The 24,970-nt window shown below is 63.0% G+C and carries 15 protein-coding genes, 1 tRNA gene and 1 pseudogene; 14 read left to right on the plus strand and 3 right to left on the minus strand.

The window, feature by feature from the left end:
* Positions 1–204 precede the first annotated feature (204 nt).
* From KIH76_RS04605 to nusG, 3 genes and pseudogenes are all read left to right on the plus strand, one after another.
* Positions 205–280: transfer RNA gene (locus KIH76_RS04605), tRNA-Trp, on the plus strand.
* Between the two features lie 35 nt (positions 281–315).
* The gene (gene secE / locus KIH76_RS04610; RefSeq protein ID WP_214372626.1) at positions 316–543 is read left to right on the plus strand and encodes a preprotein translocase subunit SecE; all 228 of its coding nucleotides are present in this window, start codon (positions 316–318) and stop codon (positions 541–543) included.
* Between the two features lie 250 nt (positions 544–793).
* Positions 794–1,423: pseudogene (gene nusG, locus KIH76_RS04615) on the plus strand (transcription termination/antitermination protein NusG); the annotation flags it as partial.
* Between the two features lie 675 nt (positions 1,424–2,098).
* Here nusG and KIH76_RS04620 read toward each other — a convergent pair.
* Positions 2,099–3,601, minus strand: a complete 1,503-nt coding sequence (locus KIH76_RS04620; protein WP_219069549.1) for a C1 family peptidase — start codon at positions 3,599–3,601, stop codon at positions 2,099–2,101.
* A gap of 298 nt (positions 3,602–3,899) precedes the next feature.
* Between KIH76_RS04620 and KIH76_RS04625 the strand changes: the two genes are divergently transcribed.
* The 8 genes from KIH76_RS04625 to KIH76_RS04660 all read left to right on the plus strand — a co-directional run bounded on the left by KIH76_RS04625 (position 3,900) and on the right by KIH76_RS04660 (position 18,217).
* A complete protein-coding gene (locus tag KIH76_RS04625) occupies positions 3,900–4,883 on the plus strand; it encodes an ABC transporter permease (RefSeq protein WP_219069551.1) in 984 nt (327 codons plus the stop codon).
* Positions 4,884–4,928: 45 nt separating this feature from the next.
* Entirely contained in the window at positions 4,929–5,924 is a 996-nt protein-coding gene (locus KIH76_RS04630; RefSeq protein WP_219069553.1) for an ABC transporter permease, read from the plus strand.
* Between the two features lie 21 nt (positions 5,925–5,945).
* Positions 5,946–8,078, plus strand: coding sequence for a dipeptide ABC transporter ATP-binding protein (locus KIH76_RS04635; protein WP_236036827.1), 2,133 nt, complete (start codon positions 5,946–5,948; stop codon positions 8,076–8,078).
* A gap of 56 nt (positions 8,079–8,134) precedes the next feature.
* Positions 8,135–9,877: an ABC transporter family substrate-binding protein gene (locus tag KIH76_RS04640; RefSeq protein WP_219069557.1), complete on the plus strand. Its 1,743-nt coding sequence runs from the start codon at positions 8,135–8,137 to the stop codon at positions 9,875–9,877.
* A 417-nt stretch (positions 9,878–10,294) separates the two neighbouring features.
* Positions 10,295–11,272, plus strand: a complete 978-nt coding sequence (locus tag KIH76_RS04645) for an aldo/keto reductase family protein (protein ID WP_214372616.1) — start codon at positions 10,295–10,297, stop codon at positions 11,270–11,272.
* 507 nt (positions 11,273–11,779) lie between these two features.
* Entirely contained in the window at positions 11,780–13,621 is a 1,842-nt protein-coding gene (locus KIH76_RS04650; RefSeq protein ID WP_219069767.1) for an ABC transporter ATP-binding protein, read from the plus strand.
* Between the two features lie 162 nt (positions 13,622–13,783).
* Positions 13,784–15,595: an ABC transporter ATP-binding protein gene (locus KIH76_RS04655; protein ID WP_219069559.1), complete on the plus strand. Its 1,812-nt coding sequence runs from the start codon at positions 13,784–13,786 to the stop codon at positions 15,593–15,595.
* A 342-nt stretch (positions 15,596–15,937) separates the two neighbouring features.
* Complete coding sequence (locus KIH76_RS04660) at positions 15,938–18,217, plus strand: alpha-galactosidase (RefSeq protein ID WP_219069561.1); 2,280 nt, start codon at positions 15,938–15,940, stop codon at positions 18,215–18,217.
* 90 nt (positions 18,218–18,307) lie between these two features.
* On the opposite strand, the gene KIH76_RS04665 is transcribed toward KIH76_RS04660, so the two are convergent.
* Both KIH76_RS04665 and KIH76_RS04670 read right to left on the minus strand, forming a co-directional pair.
* Positions 18,308–19,324, minus strand: coding sequence for a LacI family DNA-binding transcriptional regulator (locus KIH76_RS04665; protein ID WP_219069563.1), 1,017 nt, complete (start codon positions 19,322–19,324; stop codon positions 18,308–18,310).
* A gap of 301 nt (positions 19,325–19,625) precedes the next feature.
* Entirely contained in the window at positions 19,626–20,723 is a 1,098-nt protein-coding gene (locus KIH76_RS04670) for a LacI family DNA-binding transcriptional regulator (RefSeq protein ID WP_219069565.1), read from the minus strand.
* A 294-nt stretch (positions 20,724–21,017) separates the two neighbouring features.
* Here KIH76_RS04670 and KIH76_RS04675 point away from each other — a divergent pair, with 294 nt between their 5' ends.
* From KIH76_RS04675 to KIH76_RS04685, 3 genes are all read left to right on the plus strand, one after another.
* On the plus strand, positions 21,018–22,610 hold the full coding sequence (locus KIH76_RS04675) for a type 2 periplasmic-binding domain-containing protein (RefSeq protein WP_219069567.1): 1,593 nt from the start codon (positions 21,018–21,020) through the stop codon (positions 22,608–22,610).
* Positions 22,611–22,927: 317 nt separating this feature from the next.
* Positions 22,928–23,920, plus strand: a complete 993-nt coding sequence (locus KIH76_RS04680; RefSeq protein ID WP_338023575.1) for an ABC transporter permease — start codon at positions 22,928–22,930, stop codon at positions 23,918–23,920.
* An 18-nt stretch (positions 23,921–23,938) separates the two neighbouring features.
* Entirely contained in the window at positions 23,939–24,892 is a 954-nt protein-coding gene (locus tag KIH76_RS04685) for a carbohydrate ABC transporter permease (protein WP_219069569.1), read from the plus strand.
* The last annotated feature ends 78 nt before the right edge of the window (positions 24,893–24,970 follow it).

The raw sequence follows: 24,970 nt of genomic DNA on the forward strand, positions 1-24,970 counted from the left end.
CGAGCGTAGCGAGGTCGGCTGTTGCCGGTTGGCGTGATTCCACATCGAGACATGCCGTAAAAACGTTGAAATCCCGTGGTTTTTCCACGGGATTTTTCGTATGATTGGACGAAATCGAAGCCATGCGCTACTATTCCATCTTGGCGGTTTTGCCGGGCGCAAGCGTCCTGTCTGACAGGTTCGCTAGCATGGCAGAGTTCACCTAGGGAAGTGGCGCAATTGGTAGCGCAACGGTCTCCAAAACCGTAGGTTGTGGGTTCGAGTCCCGCCTTCCCTGCCAAGTCTCTTGATGAATATGTGATCGTAAGGATGGTTATGGCGAAGGCAAGCAAGGCCGTCTCGGCAAAGAAACCTAATGTCTTTATGCAGATCGGCTTGTTCATCAAGCAGATCATCGACGAACTTCGCAAGGTCGTTACTCCCACCGCCAAGGAACTGTTCTTCTGGTCTCTGGCCGTTTTTCTTTTCGTGCTGTTCCTCATGGCGCTCGTCACGGGCATGGACTTCGGTCTGGGCAAGCTCGTGCTGTGGATTTTCGGCTGATTTTCGAACCAACCTGAAGGTGAATTGACGCATGAATGATGAAGTGAATCTCGAAAATCTCGATGCCCTGCCGGACATCACGCCGGATGACGAGGCACAGCAGCCTGAAGTGAACCTCGACGCCCTGCCGGTTGACGACGAGAATGACGAGACCGCCTCTGACGTCGCTGCCGAATCCACTCCGGCCGATGCCGTCACTGAACCGGCTGATGAGGATACGTCTGCGTCCGACGAATCCTCCGAACCGTCCGCCGAAGCGCAGGACGCCGGCGCCCAGGCAGTCGAGGAATTCTCCAAGTCGTTGCGCAATCTCGAAGGCAAGTGGTACGTGCTGCACACGTACTCCGGCTACGAGAAGCGCGTGAAGACCAACGTCGAGTCCCGTATCGTCAGCTTCGGTCTCGAAGACAAGATCTTCCAGGTCGAAGTGCCGATGGAGGAAGTCGAGAAGCACACTGACAAGGGCAAGAAGGTCATCACCCGCGTGCGTGTGCCGGGCTATGTGCTCATCCGCATGTGGCCGGATGAGGACGCTCGTCGCATCGTGCGCGAAACCGAGGGTGTGACCGGCTTCGTCGGTCCGACTAAGGATCCGGCGCCGCTGTCGCGCAAGGAAGTCGTCCAGATGATGGCCCCGATGATCGCCTCCGAGGCGCTCAAGAAGGCCGGCGACAAGCCTGCCGCCGCCAAGAAGCGCACCGTCGAGGTCTCCTATGCGGTCGGCGACCAGGTCACCGTCACCGACGGTCCGTTCACCACTATGGCCGCCGTCGTCTCCGACGTCGAGCCCACCACCCAGAAGCTCACCGTGCTCGTGTCCATCTTCGGCCGCGATACGCCGGTGGAGCTGGGCTTCAACCAAGTCGAAAAGCTGCAGTAAACATACGCACACAGGTAAGGCTTCCTTCGGAATTCCGAAGGAAGCCTTTTTGTTGTCGTGACGGTTTCGTCTCCCGGGCTTACGGCCGTTCCGTCCCCTCCAACCGGCCGTAAGCCCGGGAGGGGTGTGCGTATGTCTGGGTGTGATGTGCTGTTTCCCGGGCATACGGTCGGTTTGGTGTCCCGAAACGGCCGTATGCCCGGGAGGTGAGGCCGGGGTGGGGGTGGTTCCCGGGCTTACGGCCGATTGGATACCTCGAAACGGGCGTAAGCCCGGGAAGAGGGTGGCTACACGCGCGGGAAGGAGGCCATAAGCCTCGGAGGTGTTATAGCGGGGCTGGTTCCCGGGCTTACTGCCGTTCTGACCTTTCGAAACGGCAGTAAGCCCGGGAGGTGAGACCGGGGTAGGTGTGGTTCCCGGGCATACGGCCGGTTCAGCCCTGTGAAACGGCCGTAAGCCCGGGAGGGGTGTGCGTATGTCTGGGCGTGGTGTGCTGTTTCCCGGGCATACGGTCGGTTTGGTGCCCCGAAACGGGCGTAAGCCCGGGAGGTGAGGCCGGGGTGGGGGTGGTTCTCGGGCTGTGGTTCTCGGGCTGTGGTTCCCGGGCTTACGGCCGTTCTGACTCCTTGAAACGGGCGTATGCCCGGGAGGAGAGAGACGGGCTCAGGAGACGGGTCAGCGGCAGGGCTGGGTGAGGGGCTGCCAGGGGTCGAGCTGGACCGGCTCGGCGGTGAGCAGCGCACGCGTCGCCTCGTCAAGGAAGTCCTTGCGGATGATGATCTCGGTCACGAAGCGGTCGAACCACGCGTCGGACATCACGTAGTAGCCGTCCACGCCGTTGTCCTTGCCCCAGCTGTTCTCGACCTTCCAGCGGTTCGGCTTGCCGTCCTCGTCGAGGTTCACGCCGGTGAACGTCATCGCATGGTTGCTCGGGCTGTCGCCGTACTCGAGACCGTCGGCCTTGTCGAGCGGGAATTCGGTGCCGAACAGCCGGTCCACGCGCACGACGGACTGGTCGAAGAAGCCAGCGTCGCGCAGCGCGAACTGCATGCAGTCGCACGCGAACCAGATCGGGTGTCCGGCCGTGAGCTGGTCGATCGCGGCCTTCTTGAAGACGTCGAGCGGCACGTTGACGAACTCCATGTCGCCGGCCTCGGCCACGTTCGCGGAGAAGCGGATGCGGTAGCGCTTGCCGAACGGCGTGCGTTCCATCGGCGAGTTGCACAGCGTCGCGAAGTCGTTGACGTCGACCGGAACGTACTTCTTATAGAACTCGAGCGGCGTGATGCCGGTCTCGCGGATGACCGGACGGTCGTCGATGCCGGAGTGCTTGCCGCAGCCGCAGGACTTGCCGGACTCGCACTTGCAGCCGTCGCCGCACTTGCAGGACTTGGCCTCGTCGGCCGAATCCTTGCAGCAGCCCTCGGCCTTCTTGCCGCCGTCCTTGCAACCGCCCTTCGCATCGTCGTCGCCCTTGGTGCGGGCGATCCAGTCGAACTTCGCCGGCGGCTCGCCGAGCGAGATCGCGCAGATGCGGTACACGACCGACATCTCCTCGTCTTTCGCCGCGCGCAGCTCCTCGACGGATGCGCCGGCCGCGTGACGGCGGCGCAGCTCGGCCGCGAAGCCGTGCAGCCTCGAGTTGAGGTACTGCTTGAACGCGGAGGAATCGGTGGAGTTGGCCGACTCCGGGTAGGCGCTCTTGGGCACGAGGCCGTACTTGTTCACCAGCGCGGCGAACATCTGCCACCAGCCGCCGTCGTCGGACGGACCGTAGTTGATGGCTTCGAAGACGCGGCTGTCGGTCGGCTCGTCGAGCGTGGCGAGCACGTTCTCGAGGTACGTGTTGGACTTCTCCATCGCGTCCCAGAAGAACAGGTACGTCTCGGAGAACTCGAAGTCCTCGAGGTTCCAGCGGTGCATGAGCTCGTAGCGCAGCGTGTTGAGCGAGGCGAACATCCAGCAGCGGCCGGAGTGCTTCTGGTTGGTGATCGAACCCTGCTTGAGTTCGACCGAGAAGTCGCGCGGCAGCTCGCGCACGCCGCGGTAGTCGGTGGCGGCCTTGAGCACGCCGGACGAGACGGCGGCGTCGGCGGCGACGAGGTTGGCGCGGTCGGCGTTGAAGTCGGCGGCGTACTTGGCGAGCAGTTCCGGTTTGATGGCTGCGTTGCTTGGCATTGGTTGGTTCCTTTGGATTGACGATGGATGGCTGATGCCGCGGGCGTGATTGCCCTGGGCCGCGTGACGGCGAGGCGGCAACTGAAAATCCGCAGACATTGTACTGCGTGTTCGCTGTACGAACTCGAAACGCAAAATTAACAAACGGGTTTGAATTGCACCGGTTACCGCTAACTAAAACGGTTTTTGCAATACCCCCAAAGCGGACATCCGTCAATACCCCATCTCATATATTGGATTGAATTTTGCATGTTCACCTTATAGGGATAAACCTGTCGAGGCTTACAGGAGGTGAAGGGTGCTCAAGTACATCATCAAGCGCATCGGCAACTACATCATCATGCTGTTCGTGGCAGTGTCGATGACGTATTTCCTCGCGAGCGCGTTCATGGACCCGCGTTCGAACTACATGTCGCGCAATCCGCGCCCGCCGATGGCGTCCATCGACCGTTCGCTGGACATGGCGAACATCAACGACAAGACACCCGTCATCATTCGCTACGGCCGTTGGCTCAAAGGCATCGTGACCCGCTGGGACTGGGGCTTAAGCCCTGACCAGTCGCCGGTCGGTCCGGCCATCGCCTCGCGTATCGCCGCGTCGCTGCAGCTCGTGACCCTCGCCACGATCCTCGCGATCATCTTCGGCGTGAGCATCGGCGTGTACACGGCCATCCGCCAGTACAAGTGGCAGGATCGCGTGCTCAACTCGGTCGCCACGTTCTTCCTGGTCATCCCGGCCGCCGTCATGGGCCTGATGGTCGTGCTCATCGCCATCAACTTCAACAACCTCGTCGGCACCCGCGCGTTCTACGTGACCGGTCTGCACTCGTACCAGGGCAACAACCCGGTCCTGTGGGTGCTTGACTACCTGCAGCACCTGATCCTGCCGACCATCGTCATGACGATCCCCGGCACGGTGAGCTACCACCTCACCCAGCGCACGTACCTGCTCGACACGATGAACGCCGACTACGTGCGCACCGCCCGCGCGAAGGGCCTGCCGCTCAACATCGCAATCCGCCGCCACGCGCTGCGCACGAGCCTGATCCCGACCGCCGTGGACGTCGCGTTCTCGATCGCCGGCGTGTTCACCGGCGCGGTCATCACCGAGAACGTGTTCGCGATCAACGGCCTGGGCATGTACTTCACGCAGACGATCGCGCAGAACGACATCAACGGCGCGGTCGCCGTGGCCGCGTTCGGCGGCGTGTGCACGCTGACCGGCGCGTTGCTGGCCGACATCTTCTCCGCGTGGCTCGACCCGCGCATCCGACTGAGCTGAGACGCCCGATCCCGATACGTGGAACGTGAGTAAAGGACGATCGATATGATGAACGATTCCGAGAACATGGTCGCCGACGCGGACGCGACCGACGAGGTGCGCGACGAGCAGAACGGCGACAGCCAGACGGTCGCCGTGACCGCCGACGGCAAGTCCGGCAAGCACGACGACTTCAAGCGCACCGGCCGCATGATGCTGTACGTGCGCCGCTTCTGCCGCCGCCCGTCCGCGGTGGTCGGCCTGATCGTGCTGCTGATCCTGATCTTCTTCGCCGCGTTCGGCGCGCGTTTCTCGCAGTGGAGCTACGACGAGCCGGACTTCGCCGCGCTCGCCGCGCCGCCGTCCTCCGAACATTGGCTCGGCACGACCGTCGGCGGCTCCGACCTGTACGCGATGATCGTGCGCGGCCTCGGCCGTTCGCTCACGATCGGCATCCTCTCCTCGATCTGCATCACGATCATCGCCGCGCTCGTCGGTACCGCGGTCGCGTTCTTCGAGGGCTGGTTCGAGAAGGTCGGCATGTGGCTGCTCGACATGCTGCTCGTCGTCCCGTCGTTCCTGCTCATCGCGTTGATCGTCGGCATGGCCAAGGGCGGCAGCGACTGGATCTGGCTGGCGATCGGTCTGACCGCGTTCGGCTGGATCGGCTACGCGCGAACCCTGCGCACGCTGACCCTCTCGCTGCGCGACCGCGAGTACGTGCGCGCGGCGAAGTTCATGGGCGTGCCGTCGTTCACGATCATCGTGCGCCACCTCGTGCCGAACCTCGGCTCCGTGCTCGTCATCAACACCGTGCTCGGCGTCATCGGCGCGGTCAACAGCGAAACCTCGCTGAGCTTCCTGGGCCTGGGCATCAAGGCCCCCGACACGTCGCTCGGCACGCTGCTCAACGCCGGCCAGTCGGTCGTGCAGACCTCCCCGTGGGTGCTGGTCTTCCCGTCGATCATGCTGATCATCCTGACCTTCTCCGTGCAGCTGATCGGCGACGGCCTGCGCGACGCGATCGACCCGTACTCCCGTTCCGGCGGCAAGGCCGAGTAACCGAATCGGATGGCGACCATCATGAACGACAAGAACGCAACGACTACGAACGCAACAGGAGCAACCGTGAACGACACCGCGAACGAGAACGAGCAGCCGGTCATCAGCGTGCGCGACCTCACCGTCAGCTTCGCCTCCGAAGCCGGCACGGTGCACGCGGTGCGCGGCATGAACTTCGACCTGTATCGCGGCCGCACGCTCGGCATCGTCGGCGAGTCCGGCTCGGGCAAGTCCGTCACGTCGATGGCCATCATGGGCCTGCTCGACAAGAACGCGAAGGTGACCGGCTCGATCACGTACCACGGCGACGAACTGCTCACCAAGTCCGATCTCGAGATGAGCAAGATTCGTGGGCGTGGCATCGCGATGGTGTTCCAGGACCCGCTGTCGGCCCTGACCCCGGTGTTCTCGATCGGCGACCAGATCAAGGAAGCGCTGGTCACCCACAACCCGAAGATGACCGAGGAGCAGATCCACGACCGTTCGATCGAGCTGATGAACCTCGTCGGTATCCCGGACCCCGAGGATCGTTTGAAGTCGTTCCCGCACGAGTTCTCCGGCGGCATGCGCCAGCGCGTCATGATCGCCATGGCCATCGCCAACGACCCCGACGTCATCATCGCCGACGAGCCGACCACCGCGCTTGACGTGACCATTCAGGCGCAGGTCTTGGAAGTCCTGCGCAAGGCGCAGCGCGAAACCGGCGCGGCCGTCATCTTCATCACCCACGACCTCGGCGTGATCGCCGGCATCGCCGACGACATCGTCGTCATGTACGCCGGCCGTCCGGTCGAAAAATCCGACGTCGACACGATCTTCTCCAAACCGGCCATGCCGTACACGATGGGTCTGCTCGGCGCCGTGCCGCGCTCCGACCGCGAGCGCTCCAGCCGACTCGTGCCGATCCCCGGCTCGCCGATGAACCTCGTGAACATGCCCAAGGGCTGCCCGTTCTCTCCGCGCTGCCCGCTCGCGACCGACGTGTGCCGCCAGAGCGAGCCGGCCATGCAGCCGGTGCCGGGCCGCGAAGGCCAGTTCGTCGCCTGCCACCGTACCGCCGAGATCGTGGGTAAGGGACTCACGTTCCGCGACGTGTACAGCGTGGGCGAGGCCGTCAAGTCGAAGTTCGAAGGCGTGCCGCGCGAGCAGCGCAAGACCGTGCTCGACGTGCAGCACATGCGCAAGACCTTCCCGCTGACCGGCGGCGGATTCCTGCGTCGCAAGATCGGCGAGGTGCGCGCGGTCGACGACGTGACGCTCAACGTGCGCGAGGGCGAGACCGTCGCGCTCGTCGGCGAGTCCGGCTCGGGCAAGTCCACGACGCTCATGGAGATCATGGAGTTCGCCAAGCCGCAGGAAGGCGAGATCGAGATGTTCGGCACCAAGCTCGAGCGCAAGATGCCGCGCGAGCAGCGCCGCGAGCTGCGTTCCGCCGTGCAGTACGTCTTCCAGGACCCGATGAGCTCGCTCGACCCGCGTCTGCCGATCTACGACATCCTCGCCGAGCCGATGAAGGTGCAGCACTACTCGAAGGAGCAGATCCGCGAACGCATCGCCGAACTCATGCGGCTCGTCGAACTGAACCCCGATCAGGTCGACCGCTTCCCGACGCAGTTCTCCGGCGGCCAGCGCCAGCGCATCGCGATCGCGCGCGCCCTCGCCGTCAACCCCAAGCTCGTGCTGCTCGACGAACCGGTGTCCGCGCTCGACGTGTCCATTCAGGCCGGCGTGATCAACCTGCTCGAGGATTTGCAGAACAAGCTCGGCGTGGCCTACCTGTTCGTGGCGCACAACCTGTCGGTCGTCCGCCACATCTCCAGCCAGGTCGCCGTCATGTACCTGGGCCGCATCGTCGAATCCGGCGAGACCGAGGACGTGTTCGAGCATCCGCTGCACCCGTACACGCAGGCGCTCATCAGCGCCGTGCCCGTGCCCGATCCGGCCGCCGAGCGCACGCGCAAGCGCATCGTGCTCGAAGGCGAAGTGCCCAGCCCGACCGAATCGTTCAAGGGCTGCCCGTTCGCCGGCCGTTGCCCGCTCATGCCCACGCTGAGCGTCGACCAGCAGGCCCGTTGCCGCGGCGAAAAGCCGATGCTGCGTGCCGCCAATGCTTCCCGACCGAGCGGCCATCAGGTCGCATGCCATTTCGCATGACAGGTCGGACCCTGCGCGGGGGAATCTCGCGCAGGTTTATTAGAGAGGAAACAACCATGAAGAACATGCGCAAGATGACCGCCGTCGCGGCATCCGTCGCTGCCTTCGCCATGCTGCTCGCGGGCTGCGGCAGCACGGGCAATGGCAACGGCTCCAACGGAGCCGCCACCGCGACCGAGGAACCGGCCGCCGGCTTCGATTCGTCGTACACCGGCACGCTGCCGATGCCGAAGGCCGACCAGCGTTACGACAACCACATGGACCGTGACAAGGTCAAGGACGGCGGCACGCTGACCCTGCCGATCTCCGAGATCACCTCCAACTGGAACTACCTGTCCACCGACGGCAACACCGGCTACATGTCCGAGCTGTGGGGCTGGTACCAGCCGCAGCTGCTCATGACCGACGAGGTCGGCGGCGACCCGATCGAGGTCAACCCGGACTACCTGACCGACATGAAGCTCGTCAGCTCCGACCCGATGGTCGTGCAGTACGACATCAACCCGAAGGCCAAGTGGAACGACGGCAAGGACATCGACTGGACCGCGTTCGAGGCGACCTGGAAGGCCCTCAACGGCAAGGATTCCAACTACAACCCGCCGAGCACCGACGGCTTCGACCGCATCGCCAGCGTCAAGCAGGGCGACAACGCCAAGCAGGTCATCGTGACCTACTCCGAGCCGTACTACCCGTGGCAGCTCGTGTTCTCCGCGCTGGTCAACCCGGAGGCCGGCGACGCCAAGACCTTCACCCAGGGCTGGGTCAAGAACCCGCACAACGAGTGGGCGGCCGGCCCGTACAAGGTCGACTCCTTCAACGACAACGGCGTGACCTTCGTGCCGAACGAGAAGTGGTGGGGCGACAAGCCGAAGCTCGACAAGGTCGTCTACAAGGTGATGTCCTCGACCGCCGAGATCAACGCGTTCCAGAACGGTGAGATCGACGCCTCCACGTCCATCTCCACCAAGGACAACCTGAAGGCCGTGCGTTCCGTCAAGGACGCCCAGCTGCGCTACGGCTACAGCCTCAAGACCCGCGTGCTCGAGTACAACGGCAAGTCCAAGCCGCTCGACGACCTTGAGGTGCGTAAGGCCTTGACCCAAGCCTTCGACGCCGACACCTACAACAAGATCCAGTTCCAGGGCATGGACTGGGACGCCAAGCGCCCGGGCTCCGAGATGCTGCTGCCGTTCCAGAAGGGCTATGAGGACAACATGCCCGCCGAGTCCAAGTTCAGCACCGACAACGCCAAGAAGACCCTCGAGGCCGACGGCTACAAGATGGGCGACGACGGCTACTACGCCAAGGACGGCAAGACCCTCGAGGTCTCCTTCACGTTCTTCGGCGACGACGCCACCCAGCAGGCCCTCGCCAACGCCTATCAGGCGATGATGAAGAAGGCCGGCATCAAGATCAAGGTCGTGAACGTGGCCGAGTCCAAGTTCTCCGACACCGTCATGAACGGCGACTACCAGGTGCTGCCGATGGCTTGGCAGGCCGGCGCGGCCCTTGGCTTCGTGACCTCCGCCCCGCAGCTGTACACCTCCGACGGCCCGTCCAACTTCACCTACGTCGGTTCCGACGAGGTCGACAAGCTCGTCAAGGCAGCCGGCGCCCACGAGAAGTACGACGACCAGGTCAAGGCCATGAACGAGGCCGAGAAGGCCGCGCTCAAGCTCTACGGCACCGTCCCGGTCTCCAACCCGGGCCAGTACGTGGCCGTCAAGAAGGGCCTCGCCAACTACGGTCCGTCCGGCTTCGCCGGCAACCTGCCGCAGAACATCGGCTGGGAGAAGTGAGCCTTCTTCTCGCATAACTGAATTTCCCACCTTGCCCGAGTCGGGAACACTCGGGCTTGGGCGGGCATGATCGCCTTCGTGCGCGTCTTAACTTCTCCTTATTCTGCGCGCACGACCGCGATCGGACGTGGCCTCCTCGCGGCGTACCTTTCCGGTGCGTTGCGGGGAGGCTTTTTCGTGTCCGGCTGTTCGGGGTTTGGCTCATGCGATGGCATGTGGCTGATAAATTCCGTCCCATGGCTAGGAGGTATCGGCGTTTCGCGATTTGCGTTCAAGTGGGGTTGAACCTTTAGGGTTGTTAGCGTAAACATCGGATACGGTTCCGGGTGAGATCGATGGCACGGCTGCTGCGATCGCGTTTGGTGAATCGATTCGATCTGCAACGGACGCTGTACGACATAAAAATAAGGAGCAACCATGAAGTACCGCAACGTGGGCAAGGCCGGCATCAAGGTGAGCGAGATCGCGCTCGGCAGCTGGATGACCCGGCTCGAGGACACCGCCGCCGTCGACAACGCGATGGCCATCGCCGACGCCGCGTTCGACGCCGGCATCAACTTCTACGACTGCGCGGATGCGTATTCGGGCGGTGACGCCGAACGCTTCCTCGGCCGGTTCATCGCCAAGCACGAGCGCGAGGACCTCGTCATCTCCAGCAAGGTATTCTTCGGCACCGGCAAGAGCGTCAACGGCCGGGGCCTGAGCCGCAAGCATATCTTCAACAACTGCGAGCGCAGCCTCAAGAACCTTGGCACCGACTACATCGACCTCTACTACTGCCATCGCTTCGACACGACCACGCCGCTCGAGGAGACGCTGCAGGCCCTGAGCGACCTCGTCGACCAGGGCAAGATCCTGTACTACGGCGTGTCCGAGGAGTGGAGCGCCGCGCGTCTCGAGCGCGCCGAGCGCATCATCTCCGAGCGCGGCCTGCACCCGCTGACCGTCGTCCAGCCGCAGTACAACATGGTCGACCGCTACATCGAGCACGAGATCGTCGAGACCTGCGAGCGCTACGGCATCGGCATCACGCCGTTCTCCCCGCTCGCGCAGGGCCTGTTGACCGGCAAGTACCGCAAGGGCCAGCCGCTGCCGGCTGGCTCGCGCGCGACCTGGCAGTCCGACCACCAGATCAACGCCCTGCTCACCGACGAGAACCTCGACAAGGTCGAGCAGCTGAGCAAGATCGCCGACGAACTGGGCATCAAGATGCCGGTGCTGGCGCTCGCGTGGATCCTGCGCCTGCCGGTCATCAGCTCCGTGATCGTCGGCGCGAGCAAGCCGAGCCAGCTCGAGTCCAACATCGCCGCCTCCGGCGTGGAACTGCCCGCCGACGCCCTCGAGCAGATCGACCGCATCCTCAGCTTCAAGCGCTTCGAGCGGCATGTCGGCTGACGCGTAAACGCGAAGCCCGGTGGGCTTCGCGTAGCGTCAGCCTGAGCGAGCCGGTAGGTGAGCGAAGGTCGGATTGAGTCCGAGCGTAGCGAGGTCCGTAATTGCAGCGCCGCAGGCGACGCGTCAAGACGTCCCTGCGCTCCCTCGCTCTTTCCAGTGGCAGTTTTTCTCGCCGGGCAATCCTCGACGAGAAAACCGCCACATGCGTAAAACGGCGGCGAACGATAATTTCGCAACGAGCCGAAAACTTCGGCGAATCACCGCAAACCGTTGGAATATCAAGGCAACACGCACACAGGCGTAAGGTTGAAACGTAATCTCGTTCGACTAACCTAGTTCACGTTTGCGAATCCGAACAGGGGTTTCGGCCGGCGATGGAGAGCGCCGGTTGCGGGACGCTCGAAACACGACGGTCGTGAATCGTGGCGGCAGCGAATGTCGCGTGCGGCGGGGAGAACGCCGCACCATACCACAAGCAAACAATCAAGAATGCGGGGATTTCCTCACATGTACGTCGATCCGACGAAAAACCAAGACAAGGGCAACCTGCGCTGGATTCTGCCCTACTGCAAGCCCGATCTGCCGCGCGTGGCCGGCGCGATGCTGCTGTTCTGCGCCAACAACACGATGGCCCTGACCATCCCGCTGATCACCGGCATGATCGTCGACCAGGTCATCACCCAAGGCCACACCGAGCGGCTGCTGCACTTCTGCATGCTCATGATCGTCATGACGGTCATCCGCGTCGCCTCGCGATACGGATACCAGATGTGGATGGAACGCTTCGGCCAGAACTCCATCTACCGGCTCGTGTGCGACGAATACGAGAAGCTGCACGAGCTCGACTTCACCTACTTCAACCACACGCGCACCGGCGACATCATGAGCCGCATGACCTCCGACACCGACGCGCTGCGCCACATGCTCAGCTGGGTCAGCTACCAGATCGCCGACTGCGTGGTCATGTTCATCGGCGCGCTGTGCGTCATGTTCTCGATCGACTGGCGACTGGCGCTCGCGCTCGCCTGCGTCACGCCGTTCATCTTCGTGCTCACGCGCAGCCTCTCCACGCATGCGCATCCGCTGTTCTTCGCGATCCGCAACTCGCTCGCAAGCCTCAACTCGATGGTCGAGGAGAACATCGAAGGCAACCGCGTTGTCAAGGCGTTCGTGCGCGAACCGTACGAGACGCAGAAGTTCGACGAGCACAACGAGGACTACATGCAGCGCAACATGGCGCTCGCCTACAACTCGCGCAAGTACATGCCCTGGCTCGACGGCCTCGGCTTCAGCCTGCAGCTCATCACGCTCGGCCTCGGCGGCTTCCTCGTCATCAAGGGTGACATGACGCTCGGCAACCTCGTGAGCTTCAACTCGTTCCTGTGGATGATCGACGGCCCGGTGCGCGCCTCCGGCTGGCTCATCAACGACTGGCAGCGCTTCAACGCCAGCTGCATCAAGATCCGCCGCCTGCTCACCGAACAGCCGCGCATCACCGAAAAGCCCGACGCGAAGGAGACCGTCAAACAGGCCGTCGCCATCGCCGAGCAGGTCGGCGCGCCGCATCCGACCACCCCCGACCGCATCAGCGGCGAAATCCGCTTCGACCACGTCAGCTTCGCCTTCCCCGACGATCCGGAGACCCCGATCCTCAAGGACATCGACTTCTCCATCCCGGCCGGCGCGAAACTCGGCATCCTCGGCGAAACCGGCGCGGGCAAGTCCACGCTCGTCAGCCTCATCTCGCGCTTCTACGACCCGACCGTCGGCCACGTGCTCATCGACGGCATCGACGCGCGCGACTGGCCGCTGACCACCCTGCGCTCGCAGGTGTGCATCGTCGCGCAGGACACGTTCCTGTTCTCCGACACGATCGGCGGCAACATCGGCTTCGGCGCCGGCTCCGACACCGACGACTGCTACATCCACAAGATGGCGCAGATCGCCGGCGCGGACAACTTCATCAAGGCCATGCCGCAAGGCTACGACACGGTCGTCGGCGAACGCGGCGTCGGCCTGTCCGGCGGCCAGAAGCAGCGTCTGTCGCTGGCCCGCGCGCTCGCGGACAACCCGAGCATCCTCATCATGGACGACACCACGTCGGCCGTCGACATGGAGACGGAAGCCGAGATCCAGAAGCACCTGCGCGAGATGGACGGCAACAAGACGATCGTGACGATCGCGCACCGCATCTCGTCGGTCAAGGACTCCGACCTGATCCTCGTGCTCGAGCACGGCCGCATCGTCGAACGCGGCACGCACGCCGAACTCGTCGCGCAGCACGGCCGCTACTGGGACATCTACCACAAGCAGCTCGGCATGCAGTCCGGCGCTTCGCAAGGCTTCTGATCATTATGCGTGCGTTGTCATTTCGACTGAGCGTAAGCGAGCGGAGAAATCTTTCGTGCGGCAATGATCCGGCAAGATTTCTCGACTCCGCTTCGCGTCGCTCGAAATGACAACGTGAGTGGGCAACGACATCCGTATCAAGGACTTGTACAAGGACTTTTCATGGCACAACGCAATACCTATCGCGAGGATGAGGAACTCGAGGAGACCATCAACTTCCATGACATCCTGCGCGTCGGCAACTATCTCAAACCGTATCTGCCCAAGGTGGCCCGCATCCTTGCGGTCGTCATCTCGATGAGCTGCATCGTCGTCACCGTACCGTATCTGACCAAGATCATGATCGACGACGCGATCCCGAACAAGGATCTCGGCAAACTCGGCCTGCTCGCGGCCGGCCTGTTCTGTCTGATCGTGATCTACGAGCTCGCGCTGCGCTACCGCACGGTGGCGATCACGCGCGTCGGCCAGCTCATGCTCAAGGACATGCGCCGCGACCTGTTCACGCACATCCAGACCTTGCCGTTCAGCTACTTCGACTCGCGACCGCATGGCAAGATCCTGATCCGCGTGGTCAACTACGTGAACACGTTGTCGGATACGCTCTCGTCCGGCCTGATCAGCGTGTTCGCGGACGTGTTCACGTTCTTCGTCACGCTCATCGTGATGTTCGCGATCGACTGGCGGCTCGCGCTGTGGAGCCTGCTGCTGTTCCCCGTGCTCATCATCTGGGTGCGCGGTCTGCAGTACTTCCAGCGCAAGGCCTACCAGAAGCTGTCCAACAAGCAGAGCAACCTGAACGCGTTCATCCACGAGTCGATCGCCGGCGTGAAAACGACGCAGACGTTCGCGCGCGAGAAGAAGCAGTTCGAGATCTTCCAGCAGCAGCAGGACGACGTGCGTACCGCGTGGATGCACGCCAAGCACATCGAATTCCTCATGTGGCCGGGCGTGCAGACCATCTCCGTGATGACCATCGCGTTCATCTACTTCGTGGGCATCACCGGCTTCGGCGGCGTGAACGTGACCACCGGCATGCTGATCGCGTTCGTCGGCTACGCGAACAACTTCTGGAACCCGGTCATCAACATCGGCAATTTCTACAACCAGCTCGTCACCTGCTCGGCGTACCTCGAGCGCATCTTCGAAACGCTCGACGTCAAGCCCGAGATCGCCGACAAGCCGAACGCGGCCGACCTGCCGCAGATCCGCGGGCGCGTCGACTTCAACGACGTGGTGTTCCGCTACGAGGACGACGGCCGCAACATCCTCAACCTCGTGGACTTCCACGTCGAGCCCGGCCAGACGATCGCGCTGGTCGGGCCGACCGGCGCCGGCAAGACGACGATCGTGAGCCTGCTGTCGCGCTTCTACGACGTGTCGGAAGGGTCCGTGACGATCGACGGTTATGACGTGCGCGATGTGACGCTCGAGTCGCTGCGCCGGCAGATGGGCGTGATGCTGCAGGACACGTTCATCTTCTCGGGCAACGTGCGCGAGAACATCCGCTACGGCAAGCTCGACGCGACCGACGAGGAGATCGAGGCGGCGGCGAAGGCCGTGCATGCGCACGAGTTCATCATGGAGCTGCCCGACGGGTACGACACGGTGGTGGAGGAGCGCGGTTCGACCCTGTCGGCCGGCCAGCGCCAGCTCATCGCATTCGCGCGCGTGCTGCTCGCCGACCCGCGCATCCTGATCCTCGATGAGGCGACGTCGAACATCGACACGCGTACCGAGGAGGCGCTGCAGGCCGGCTTGCAGCATCTGCTCAAGGGGCGCACGAGCTTCATCATCGCGCACCGCCTGTCGACGATCGAGAACGCGGACGAGATCTTCTACATCGACCACGGGCAGATCATGGAGCACGGTTCGCATGCGGAGCTGCTCGCCAAGAAGGGCGCGTACTACCGCCTGTACGAGTCGCAGTACGCGATGATTCGCGTGGCGACTGGCGCCGCGGCGAACGAATGATGCGTGTCAGTGCCTGTTCTGCGGGGCTTGGCCTCTGCGGGACGGGCACTTCGACGATCGAGAGGCTGATTTTCGCATGTGACGAGGTCGGTTTGACGATCGAGAGGCTGATCCGCCGGACGATACCCGTCAGATCCAATACAACACGGTCGGTTAGGGGGTGCTGGCGTCCGTGGCGGCCAGCAACACAGCCTCTCGATCGTCAAACCGACCTGTGCAGGGGCGAAAATCAGCCTCTCGATGTGCAAACTGCCGACGGTCCGCCAGCATTGTGGCGTGTGCGCACGGCGGCAGCTGGCATAATGGCATACAAAACACACCACCACAATCGAGGGATTCCTCATGACCATCATCGTTAACGATAATCTTCAGCAGTTTCATCTGACCAACGGACAGGTCAGCTTGATCCTCAAGGTGGTTGACGGCAAGCTCGTCAACCTGTACACCGGCGCGGCGGTGCCGGACGCGGGACTCGACGCGGCGGCCAACGGCACCACGGCTCCGGCGGGCGAAGCGGTCGAATCGACCGATTTCGGCTACCTCATCGACGACCACTTCCGCGTGCAGTCCGCCACCGAGCGCGACGAGGACGGCCAGCGCTTCCCCGAACACCAGCGCTTCGAATACCCGGAATTCGGCCACGGCGACTACCGTCACCCGGCCATCGAAGTGGCGCAGCCCAACGGCTCGCACATCACCGACCTGCGCTTCGCCGGCTACCGGGTCGCGCCCGGCAAGCCGGCCCTGCCCGGTCTGCCCGCCACGTTCCCCGAAGCTCTCGACGGCAAGGTCCTCGAAGACTCGCCGGCCGCCGAAACCCTCACCATCGACCTCGTCGACGAACCGACCGGTCTCGCGGTGACGCTCAGCTACACGCTATTCCGCGACGAGGCGGTCATCGCCCGCTCCGCCAGCATCGCCAACCACGGCACCGAGCCGCTCACCCTCACCCGCGCGGCCAGCTTCAACCTCGACCTACCGGATACCGACTACGACATGATCGAGTTCACCGGCGCATGGGCGCGCGAACGCACGCCGCAGCGCCAGCCCCTGCACCCAGGAATCCAGCAGATCGAATCCCTGCGCGGTGCGTCCGGCCCGTACTTCAGCCCGGCCGCCGTGTTCGCCCGCCCCGCCACCACCGAGGACGCGGGCGAGGCGTTCGGCCTGACCTTCGTCTACTCCGGCAACTTCGACCTGCACGCCGAAGTCGACACCTACGGCGCCACGCGCCTACAACTGGGCATCAACCCGTTTGGCTTCGCGTGGCGGCTCGAGCCCGGCGAATCGTTCCAGACCCCGGAGGCACTGCTCGGCTACAGCGCCAACGGCCTGAACGCCCTGAGCCAGACCTTCCACCGCATCGTGCTCGACCACCTGCAGCGCCCGGCTTGGGCGCGCCGCGAACGCCCGGTGCTCATCAACAACTGGGAGGCCACGTACTTCGACTTCACCGAAGACAAGCTGCTCGACCTCGCGCGGCTCGCCAAGAACGCCGGCATCGAGCTGTTCGTGCTCGACGACGGCTGGTTCGGCGCCCGCACCTCCGACCGCTCCGGCCTGGGCGACTGGACCGCCAACCCCGACCGCCTGCCCGAGGGCATCGCCGGCATCGCCCGCAAGATCAACGAGATCGGCATGCGGTTCGGCCTGTGGTTCGAGCCGGAGATGGTCAACAAGGACTCCGACCTGTACCGAGCCCACCCCGACTGGGTCATCGCCACGCCGGGCCGCAGCCAGTCCGTGTACCGCCACCAGTACGTGCTCGACTTCGCCAACCCGGCCGTGGTCGACAACATCTACGCGCAGATGTACGCGATCCTGAGCACCGCGAACGTCGCCTACATCAAGTGGGACATGAACCGCTTCATCACCGAGGCGTTCGACGCGACGCGCGGCGCCGAGCGGCAGGGCGAGCTCATGCACCGCTACATCCTCGGCGTATACGACCTGTACGAGCGCCTGTTCGCCGCGTTCCCCGACCTCATCATCGAGGGCTGCGCGTCGGGCGGCAGCCGTTTCGACTACGGTATCCTCGCGTACTCGCCGCAGGCGTGGACCAGCGACGACACCGACGCGGTCGAACGCATGTCGATCCAGTACGGCACGAGCTTCTTCTTCCCGGTCGCCACGATGGGCGCGCATGTCTCGATCACGCCGAACCACCAGACCGGCCGTAACGAGCCGCTCTCGACCCGTGCGAACGTTGCCATGTTCGGCACGTTCGGCTACGAGATGGACCTGACCTCGACTTCGGCCGATGACCTGGCCGAAATCGCCGGGCAGGTCGCGTTCTTCAAGGAACACGCGCCGCTGCTGCACAACGGCGACCTGTACCGGCTCGTCGCCCCGTACGACCACCGTCGCATGGCGTGGATGAGCGTGGCCGCGGACCGTGCGCACGCGATCGTCGGCGACTACGTGATCCTCGGCGTGCCGAACAAGCCGAAGTCGCGGCTGCGGCTGCGCGGCCTGGACGAGACGGCTCGCTACCACGTCGTCTCCGCGGACGGCCGGTTCGACGCGGTGCGTTCCGGCGGCGAGCTCATGCGCATCGGCATTGACGACACCGATCTCGGCCCGGACTTCGCCTCCCGCATCTACCTGCTCGACCGCGTGTGAGGCCGGCCTGAGACGACAACGGCCGTAACCGAGTCCCCGTTTCCGGATGATGACTCGGTTACGGCCGCTTGTGAATGAATTACGTGACGATCACCGCGTGGATTCGCGTACGACGAGGCGGGAGACGGCGGTCATCTCGCGCGGCGGGTCGCCGGCCCCGTTGATGCGGTCGATGAGCGTGTCGACGGTCTGCTTCGCGAAATCGTCGAAATCCATCGCGATAGTGGTGAGCGAAGGCGTGTAGAACTTGCCCTCCTCGATGCCGTCGAGCCCGGTCACCGACACATCCTCGGGGATGCGCACGCCGCAGTCGAGCAGCCCGCGCATCACGCCGATCGCCGACTCGTCGTTCACGCACACCACGCCGTCGAAATCAAGCCCCGAACGCACGACCTCGATGATCGCCTCGCGCGACGCCTCGCGGCTCCACGAATGGTTGCGCACGAAGTTCCACGGCTGCGGCTCGATGCCGTTGCGCCACAGCGCCCGCTGGAATCCGGCCACGCGCTGCCAGCCGGAATCCCACGCGTTCTTGATGTCGTCGTATTCGCGGAAGTCCGCGCACGAGAACAGCAGCCGCTTGCACCCGCGCGAGAGCAGATACGAGGTCGCCGTGAACGCGCCCTGCTCGCAGGCGACGTTCATCATGTCGTAGCCGGCGTGCTGCTCGAGCGGGTTGAGCATGACCGTCGGCTTGCCGCCCAGCCGCGTGCGCACCTCGGCAAGACTGAGCTTGGTCGGGCTGAAGATCACGCCGTCGCAGATCTCGCTGGAGATGTGCCGCAGGACGGACACTTCGTTTTCGGTGGCGTACATGGTCTGCTGGATGAGCGTCTGATAGCCGCGCGAGAGCGCATACTGCGAGATCGCGTCGGAAATGTGCATCGAGTACGGGTTGTGCAGCTCCTGCAAGACGAGCGCGATGGCGTTCGATCTGCCGGAACGCAGCATGCGGGCTGAGATGTTGACCGTGTAGTGCAGTTCCTCGGCGACCTTGAGGACCTTGGCGCGCGTGGCGGGGGAGATGCTCGGGTCTGCGTGCAGCGCGTACGAGACGGTGGCCTGGGAGACGCCGGCCTTGGCGGCGATGTCGCGCATGGTGACCATGACCGGGCTCCTTTCGGTGGGGAATGATGCTGTGTATCAAGTGTAGTGACTGGGGCGTGATTACCGCGAGTCGTTGCGGATCATGACTTTGTCATGTCGACCGAGCGACAAGTACTGACTCTGTCATTTCGACCGAGCGTAGCGAGTGGAGAAATCTTGCGTGATGGGATGGGAAGATTTCTCCACTCCGGCTTCGCCTCCGGTCGAAATGACAGGGGGTCGGTTTCGCCTCCGGTCGAAATGACAGGTAGGACGTGCACTTCGCTTCTGATCGGGGTGACGAGGAAGCCGAAAAACGCAGTTACCGTGTGGACTCGCGCACGATGAGGCGGTATTTGGCGATGAGCCGCTTGGGGGCGGCGGCCGACGCGGCGGATGAACCGCCGGCGCGCGCGTTGTCGGCCGCGCTCGCGGACGGACTGACGGTCTGTCCGTCGCCGTCCGCATCGTCGTCGTTGAGCTGTGCGAGGATCGTGTCGATCGCCTGCTTGGCCATGTCGTCGAAGTCGAATGCGATCGTGCTCAGCGACGGGTTGCTGGTCGTCGCTTCGACCACGCCGTCGAATCCGATCACCGACACGTCGTCGGGGATGCGCAGTCCGTGGTCCTGTACGCCGCGCAGTGCGCCGAGCGCGAGCGCGTCGTTCGCGCACACGATTCCGTCGAATTCGATCCCGCGGTCGATCGTGTTCTCGATCGCCCACCGTCCGTACGACGAATTCCACTTGCTGTCGATGAACCGTTCCGGCTCCAGCGGCAGCCCGTTGCGCATCAGCGCCTGCTGGAAGCCGGCCATGCGCTGTGTTCCGGTGTTCGGACTGACCGAGGTCACCTCGTACGGCTGGAACGGTTTGCCGAGGAACAGCAGTCGCCGACAGCCGGTCGACAGCAGGTACGACGTGGCCGTGAACGCGCCCTCCTGGCATGGCGTCACGATCGCGTCGAGTTCGGGCGCGGCGTCGGAGGGGGAGAGCAGCACGGCCGGTTTGCCGGCGAGCTGCTGTTTGATGCGCGAGCTGGAGATGATGGTCGGGCTGAAGATGACCGCGTCGCAGAACGCGCTCGTGACGTGTTCGAGGATCGACGTCTCGTTTTCCTGTTGGTACAGCGTCTGCTGGATGACGATCTGCATGTCGTGTTTGAGCGCGTATTTGGAGAACGCGTCGGCGACGCATACCGAATATGGGTTGCCGAGATCCTGCAGCACGAGTCCGATGGCGCCGCTGCGGCCTGATTTGAGGCTGCGTGCGGACAGGTTGGTCGAGTAGTTGAGTTCGCGGGCCGCGTCGAGGACCTTGCGGCGGGTCTTTTCGGAGATGCTGGGGTCACCGCGCAGGGCGTACGATACTGTCGCCTGCGACACGCCGACCTTGGCCGCTACGTCGCGCATGGTAACCATAACCACTCCTCGTTGATGAAGGCTTGAAAATACTGAAACGAATAAGCCGTTCTGATTAGTTAACTTATACCAATCACAAGATTTTTTCAAATTACCGATATCGTTAATTTGACACGAATAAGAACGGGCGCTATATTGTTTCTTGTCATCAACTGATACGTATCAGTGAACGACTGGGAGGTCGGTCACCGAACGGCTAAGCGAGGCGCGGAGACGCGCCAAGCCGAGGAGCGATGTTGCCGCGCGTGTCAGCTTTGACGGAGCAAAAAAGGAAGGTTCCAAAGGTAGGTTCCCATGAATTCAACGATGAAGAAGGCATGCACCGCGTTCGCACTGGTCGGCGCGATGTCGATGGCCCTCGCCGGCTGCGGCAAGTCCAATGCCTCCGGCGAAGTCGACGCCAACGGCAATCCGATCATCAATGTCCTCGTCCAGTACGACGGCACCGGCCGCAAGAAGGTCGACACCAACCCGTGGATCAAGGATCTTGAGAAGGACTGCGGCTGCACCATCAAGTGGACCGTCGTCCAGCAGGACGCCTGGGCGCAGCAGAAGGCCGGCATGCTGGCCTCCAGCGAGGTCCCGCAGGTCGCCATCCGCGCCTTCGGCCCGGACGACACGCTGAAGTACCCGTACTTCGAGGAGATCTCCCAGCACCTCGACAAGCTGCCGAACGTGCAGGCGTTCTTCAAGGAGAACCCGGAGGCCCGCCGTATGGTCGCCGACCTCGACGGCAAGTTCTCCGTCATCTCCGCCGGCTTCCCGATGGGCGCCAACTCCCAGCACTGGATGATCAACAAGACCTGGCTCGACAAGCTCGGCCTGCAGATGCCGAAGACTTGGGACGAGCTGGAGAAGGTCCTCATCGCGTTCAAGACGCAGGACCCGAACGGCAACGGCAAGGCCGATGAGATCCCGTTCAACCTCAACGCCATCGGCACCGGCGGCTACGGCTGGTGGACCCCGATGCTGGCCCTGAACTCGACCGGTTCCGTCACGCAGGCCCAGGGCGGCCCGTGGCAGAACGGCATCACCATCAAGGACGGCAAGGTCGGCTCCTGGATGACCTCCGACAACCTGCGTCAGGTCATCGAATGGTACTCCAAGCTGTTCGGTGAGGGCCTGATCCCGTCCGACGCGCTGACCAACGACGTCGACGAGCTGCCGGGCACCGAGTCCGCCCCGACCGTCGGCCTCGCGTTCACCTACCAGAAGGCCGCGTTCGGCTCCTGGAAGGACCAGTACGTCTCCATGCCGACCCCGAAGGCCACCGCGAGCATGTCCGACAAGGACGTGGTCTGGGACGCTTCCGGCGACTACGGCAAGTACGAGAACTACCACCTGACGATCAAGAAGGACGCCCCGAACATGGACACCGTCTTGAAGCTCGTCAACCTGCTGTACTCCACCAAGTACTCCATCCAGCAGTACTACGGCGACATCCCGGATCTGGTCACCGATGACGGCAACAACACCTACACCCTGTCCGACAAGCTCTACGCCGACACCACCGTGCAGTACAGCTTCGGCCAGTGCTTCGCCGGCTGGTTCCCGAAGGACGTCACCATCAAGGGCGACGTGAACGCCGACGCCATCGCCGAGGCCGAGAAGCCGTACGAGGCCGACTACGCCAACTACGACAAGAACTCCGACGCGATGCCGATCTGGGTCAAGCCCGATCAGACCGACCAGGTGACCATCTCCAACAACAACACCAACATCCTCAACTACGCGAACCCGCAGATCGCCAAGTGGATGAAGGGCACCGACAAGATCACCGACGATTCGTGGAACGCGTTCGTCGAGAAGGTCAACAAGCTCGGCATGACGCAGAACATCGAGCTGTGGCAGAAGTGGTACGACAAGTACCAGGAGCAGAAGTACTGATCCGGATTCGAACTGAACGAATCTGATCAATACTGATCGACTGAACAATACAGCGCGTTGCGAGTCTCTCGCATTCTCGGCCCCCTCAGCTGAGGGGGGCTGTCAGCGAAGCTGACTGGGGGAGCGTCAAAGCCAGGCGTTCCAAAACGTCGGACTACCCCTCAGTCAGTCTTCGACTGACAGCTCCCCCAGCAAGGGGAGCCGAGATGACTTGTGTTTCGCAACGCGCTTTCCATGTCTTACGGTCTGTTTGACTTCACCGAATCAGCACAACGACACATAGGTGCGCACGATTCGGTCACAAAAAAGGAGAAAATGTGTCATCCGCAACGAAAGAGGCTCCGGTGACCAGCGGCAAGACCGCCTCGGTCGCGGCGAAGAAGCCCGCCGGAACCGTTCAGGAAAACAACGCCACCTTCGGCGCGAAATTCAAGCGTCAGATGCAGCGCAACTGGGTGCTGTACCTCATGCTGCTGCCCGCAGTGATCTTCGTCGGCCTGTTCGCCTACGTGCCGATGTATGGTCTGCAGCTCGCCTTCCGCGACTTCGACCCGCTGGCCGGCCTGACCGGCGGCAAGTTCGTCGGACTCAAATACTTCCAGCAGTTCTTCGAAACCCCGCAGTTCTGGGACATCATGCGCAACACCGTCGTGATCGCACTCGGAACGCTGATCCTCGGCTTCATCGCCCCGATCATCCTCGCCCTGCTCATCAACCAGATCGGCTCCAAGGGCGTCAAGGGCTTCGTGCAGACCATCACCTACATGCCGCACTTCATCTCGACGGTCGTCATGGTCTCGCTCATCAACATCTTCCTCGACCCGAACACCGGCATGATCGGCAAGATGTTCCACGGCCAGATCCTCATGGAATCCACCAAGGCGTTCGCCCCGATCTACTGGCTGACCGAAGTCTGGCAGCACTGCGGATGGAACGCCATCATCTACCTCGCGGCCCTCTCCGCGGTTGACACCTCGCTGTACGAGGCCGCCAAGATGGATGGCGCCGGCCGACTCCAGCTCATCAAGTACGTCGACATCCCGACCATCATGCCGACCTGCATCGTCCTGCTCATCATGAACATGGGCTCCGTGCTCGCCGTCGGCTTCGAAAAGGTCTGGCTGATGCAGAACGCCATGAACCTGCCGGTCTCCGAGGTCATCTCGACCTTCACCTACCGCATCGGCATCATCGGCTTCCAGTTCAGCTACGGTACCGCAATCGGCCTGTTCAACACCATCGTCAACTTCATCTTCGTCGTCGCCGCGAACTTCATCTCGAAGCGCGTCAGCGAAACGAGCATCTTCTAAGGCAGGGAGGGAACCATTATGAGCGCAACAACAGCAATGCCTGCCAAGCTTGACGGCGGACAGATCCCGTGGAACAAGCACAAGATGCAGACCAAGGGCGTATCCGACTGGGTCGTCGACATCATCATGTGGGTCATCATCGCGGCTGTCATCGTCGCGGTCATCTACCCGCTGTGGTTCATCGTCATCGCGTCGTTCTCGAACCCGCAGATGGTCAGCGACGGCGAGGTGACGCTTTTGCCGAAGGGCATCACGTTCAAGGGCTACGAGCGAGTCTTCGCCGACGACCGTATCTGGCAGGGCTACCTGAACACGATCATCTACTCCGTGGTCGGCACCGCCGTCAACCTGATCGTGACCATCCCGGCCGCGTTCGCCCTGTCCCGCAAGGACCTGTGGGGACGCCGCGTGATCATGTTCCTGTTCACGTTCACCATGTACTTCGCCGGTGGCATGATCCCGAACTACCTGCTGTACAAGGATCTCGGCCTGCTCAACTCGATGTGGGTGTTCATCCTGCCCGGCGCGGTCTCCGTGTGGAACCTCATCATCGCGCGTTCGTTCTTCGACACCTCGATTCCTGAGGACCTGCATGACGCCGCGCAGATCGACGGCATCGGCTACTTCGGCTACTTCATGAAGATCGTCCTGCCGCTGAGCTCCGCGATCATCGCCGTGCTGGCGCTGTACTACTTCGTCGGCCACTGGAACGACTACTTCACCGGCTTGATCTACGTGAACAAGGAAGAGAAGTACCCGTTGCAGAACGTACTGCAGTCGATCCTGCTCGGCGCGCAGACCGCCGCCACCGGTTCGACCGGTTCCGGCGTGAGTGCCGTCGCCCAGCAGCAGATCGCCGACCAGATCAAGTACGGCGTGATCATCGTCTCCACGCTCCCGCTGCTGATCCTCTACCCCTTCCTCCAGAAGTACTTCAACAAGGGCGTCATGATCGGAGCGGTGAAGGGCTGACGCGTTAAGCGGGAAGCCCGGTGGGCTTCCCGTAGCGTCAGCCTGAGCGAGGCGGTAGTCGAGCGAAGGCCGGATTGA

It is taken from the genome of Bifidobacterium simiiventris (genome assembly GCF_019331715.1).
GTDB classification, from domain to species: Bacteria; Actinomycetota; Actinomycetes; order Actinomycetales; family Bifidobacteriaceae; genus Bifidobacterium; species Bifidobacterium simiiventris.

Excerpts from the sequence above, each read along its gene's own strand:
- secE (WP_214372626.1), top strand. The coding sequence starts at position 316 with ATGGCGAAGGCAAGCAAGGCCGTCTCGGCAAAGAAACCTAATGTCTTT.
- KIH76_RS04620 (WP_219069549.1), bottom strand. The coding sequence starts at position 3,601 with ATGCCAAGCAACGCAGCCATCAAACCGGAACTGCTCGCCAAGTACGCC.
- KIH76_RS04630 (WP_219069553.1), top strand. The coding sequence starts at position 4,929 with ATGATGAACGATTCCGAGAACATGGTCGCCGACGCGGACGCGACCGAC.
- KIH76_RS04635 (WP_236036827.1), top strand. The coding sequence starts at position 5,946 with ATGAACGACAAGAACGCAACGACTACGAACGCAACAGGAGCAACCGTG.
- KIH76_RS04640 (WP_219069557.1), top strand. The coding sequence starts at position 8,135 with ATGAAGAACATGCGCAAGATGACCGCCGTCGCGGCATCCGTCGCTGCC.
- KIH76_RS04645 (WP_214372616.1), top strand. The coding sequence starts at position 10,295 with ATGAAGTACCGCAACGTGGGCAAGGCCGGCATCAAGGTGAGCGAGATC.
- KIH76_RS04650 (WP_219069767.1), top strand. The coding sequence starts at position 11,780 with ATGTACGTCGATCCGACGAAAAACCAAGACAAGGGCAACCTGCGCTGG.
- KIH76_RS04655 (WP_219069559.1), top strand. The coding sequence starts at position 13,784 with ATGGCACAACGCAATACCTATCGCGAGGATGAGGAACTCGAGGAGACC.
- KIH76_RS04660 (WP_219069561.1), top strand. The coding sequence starts at position 15,938 with ATGACCATCATCGTTAACGATAATCTTCAGCAGTTTCATCTGACCAAC.
- KIH76_RS04665 (WP_219069563.1), bottom strand. The coding sequence starts at position 19,324 with ATGGTCACCATGCGCGACATCGCCGCCAAGGCCGGCGTCTCCCAGGCC.
- KIH76_RS04670 (WP_219069565.1), bottom strand. The coding sequence starts at position 20,723 with ATGGTTACCATGCGCGACGTAGCGGCCAAGGTCGGCGTGTCGCAGGCG.
- KIH76_RS04675 (WP_219069567.1), top strand. The coding sequence starts at position 21,018 with ATGAATTCAACGATGAAGAAGGCATGCACCGCGTTCGCACTGGTCGGC.
- KIH76_RS04685 (WP_219069569.1), top strand. The coding sequence starts at position 23,939 with ATGAGCGCAACAACAGCAATGCCTGCCAAGCTTGACGGCGGACAGATC.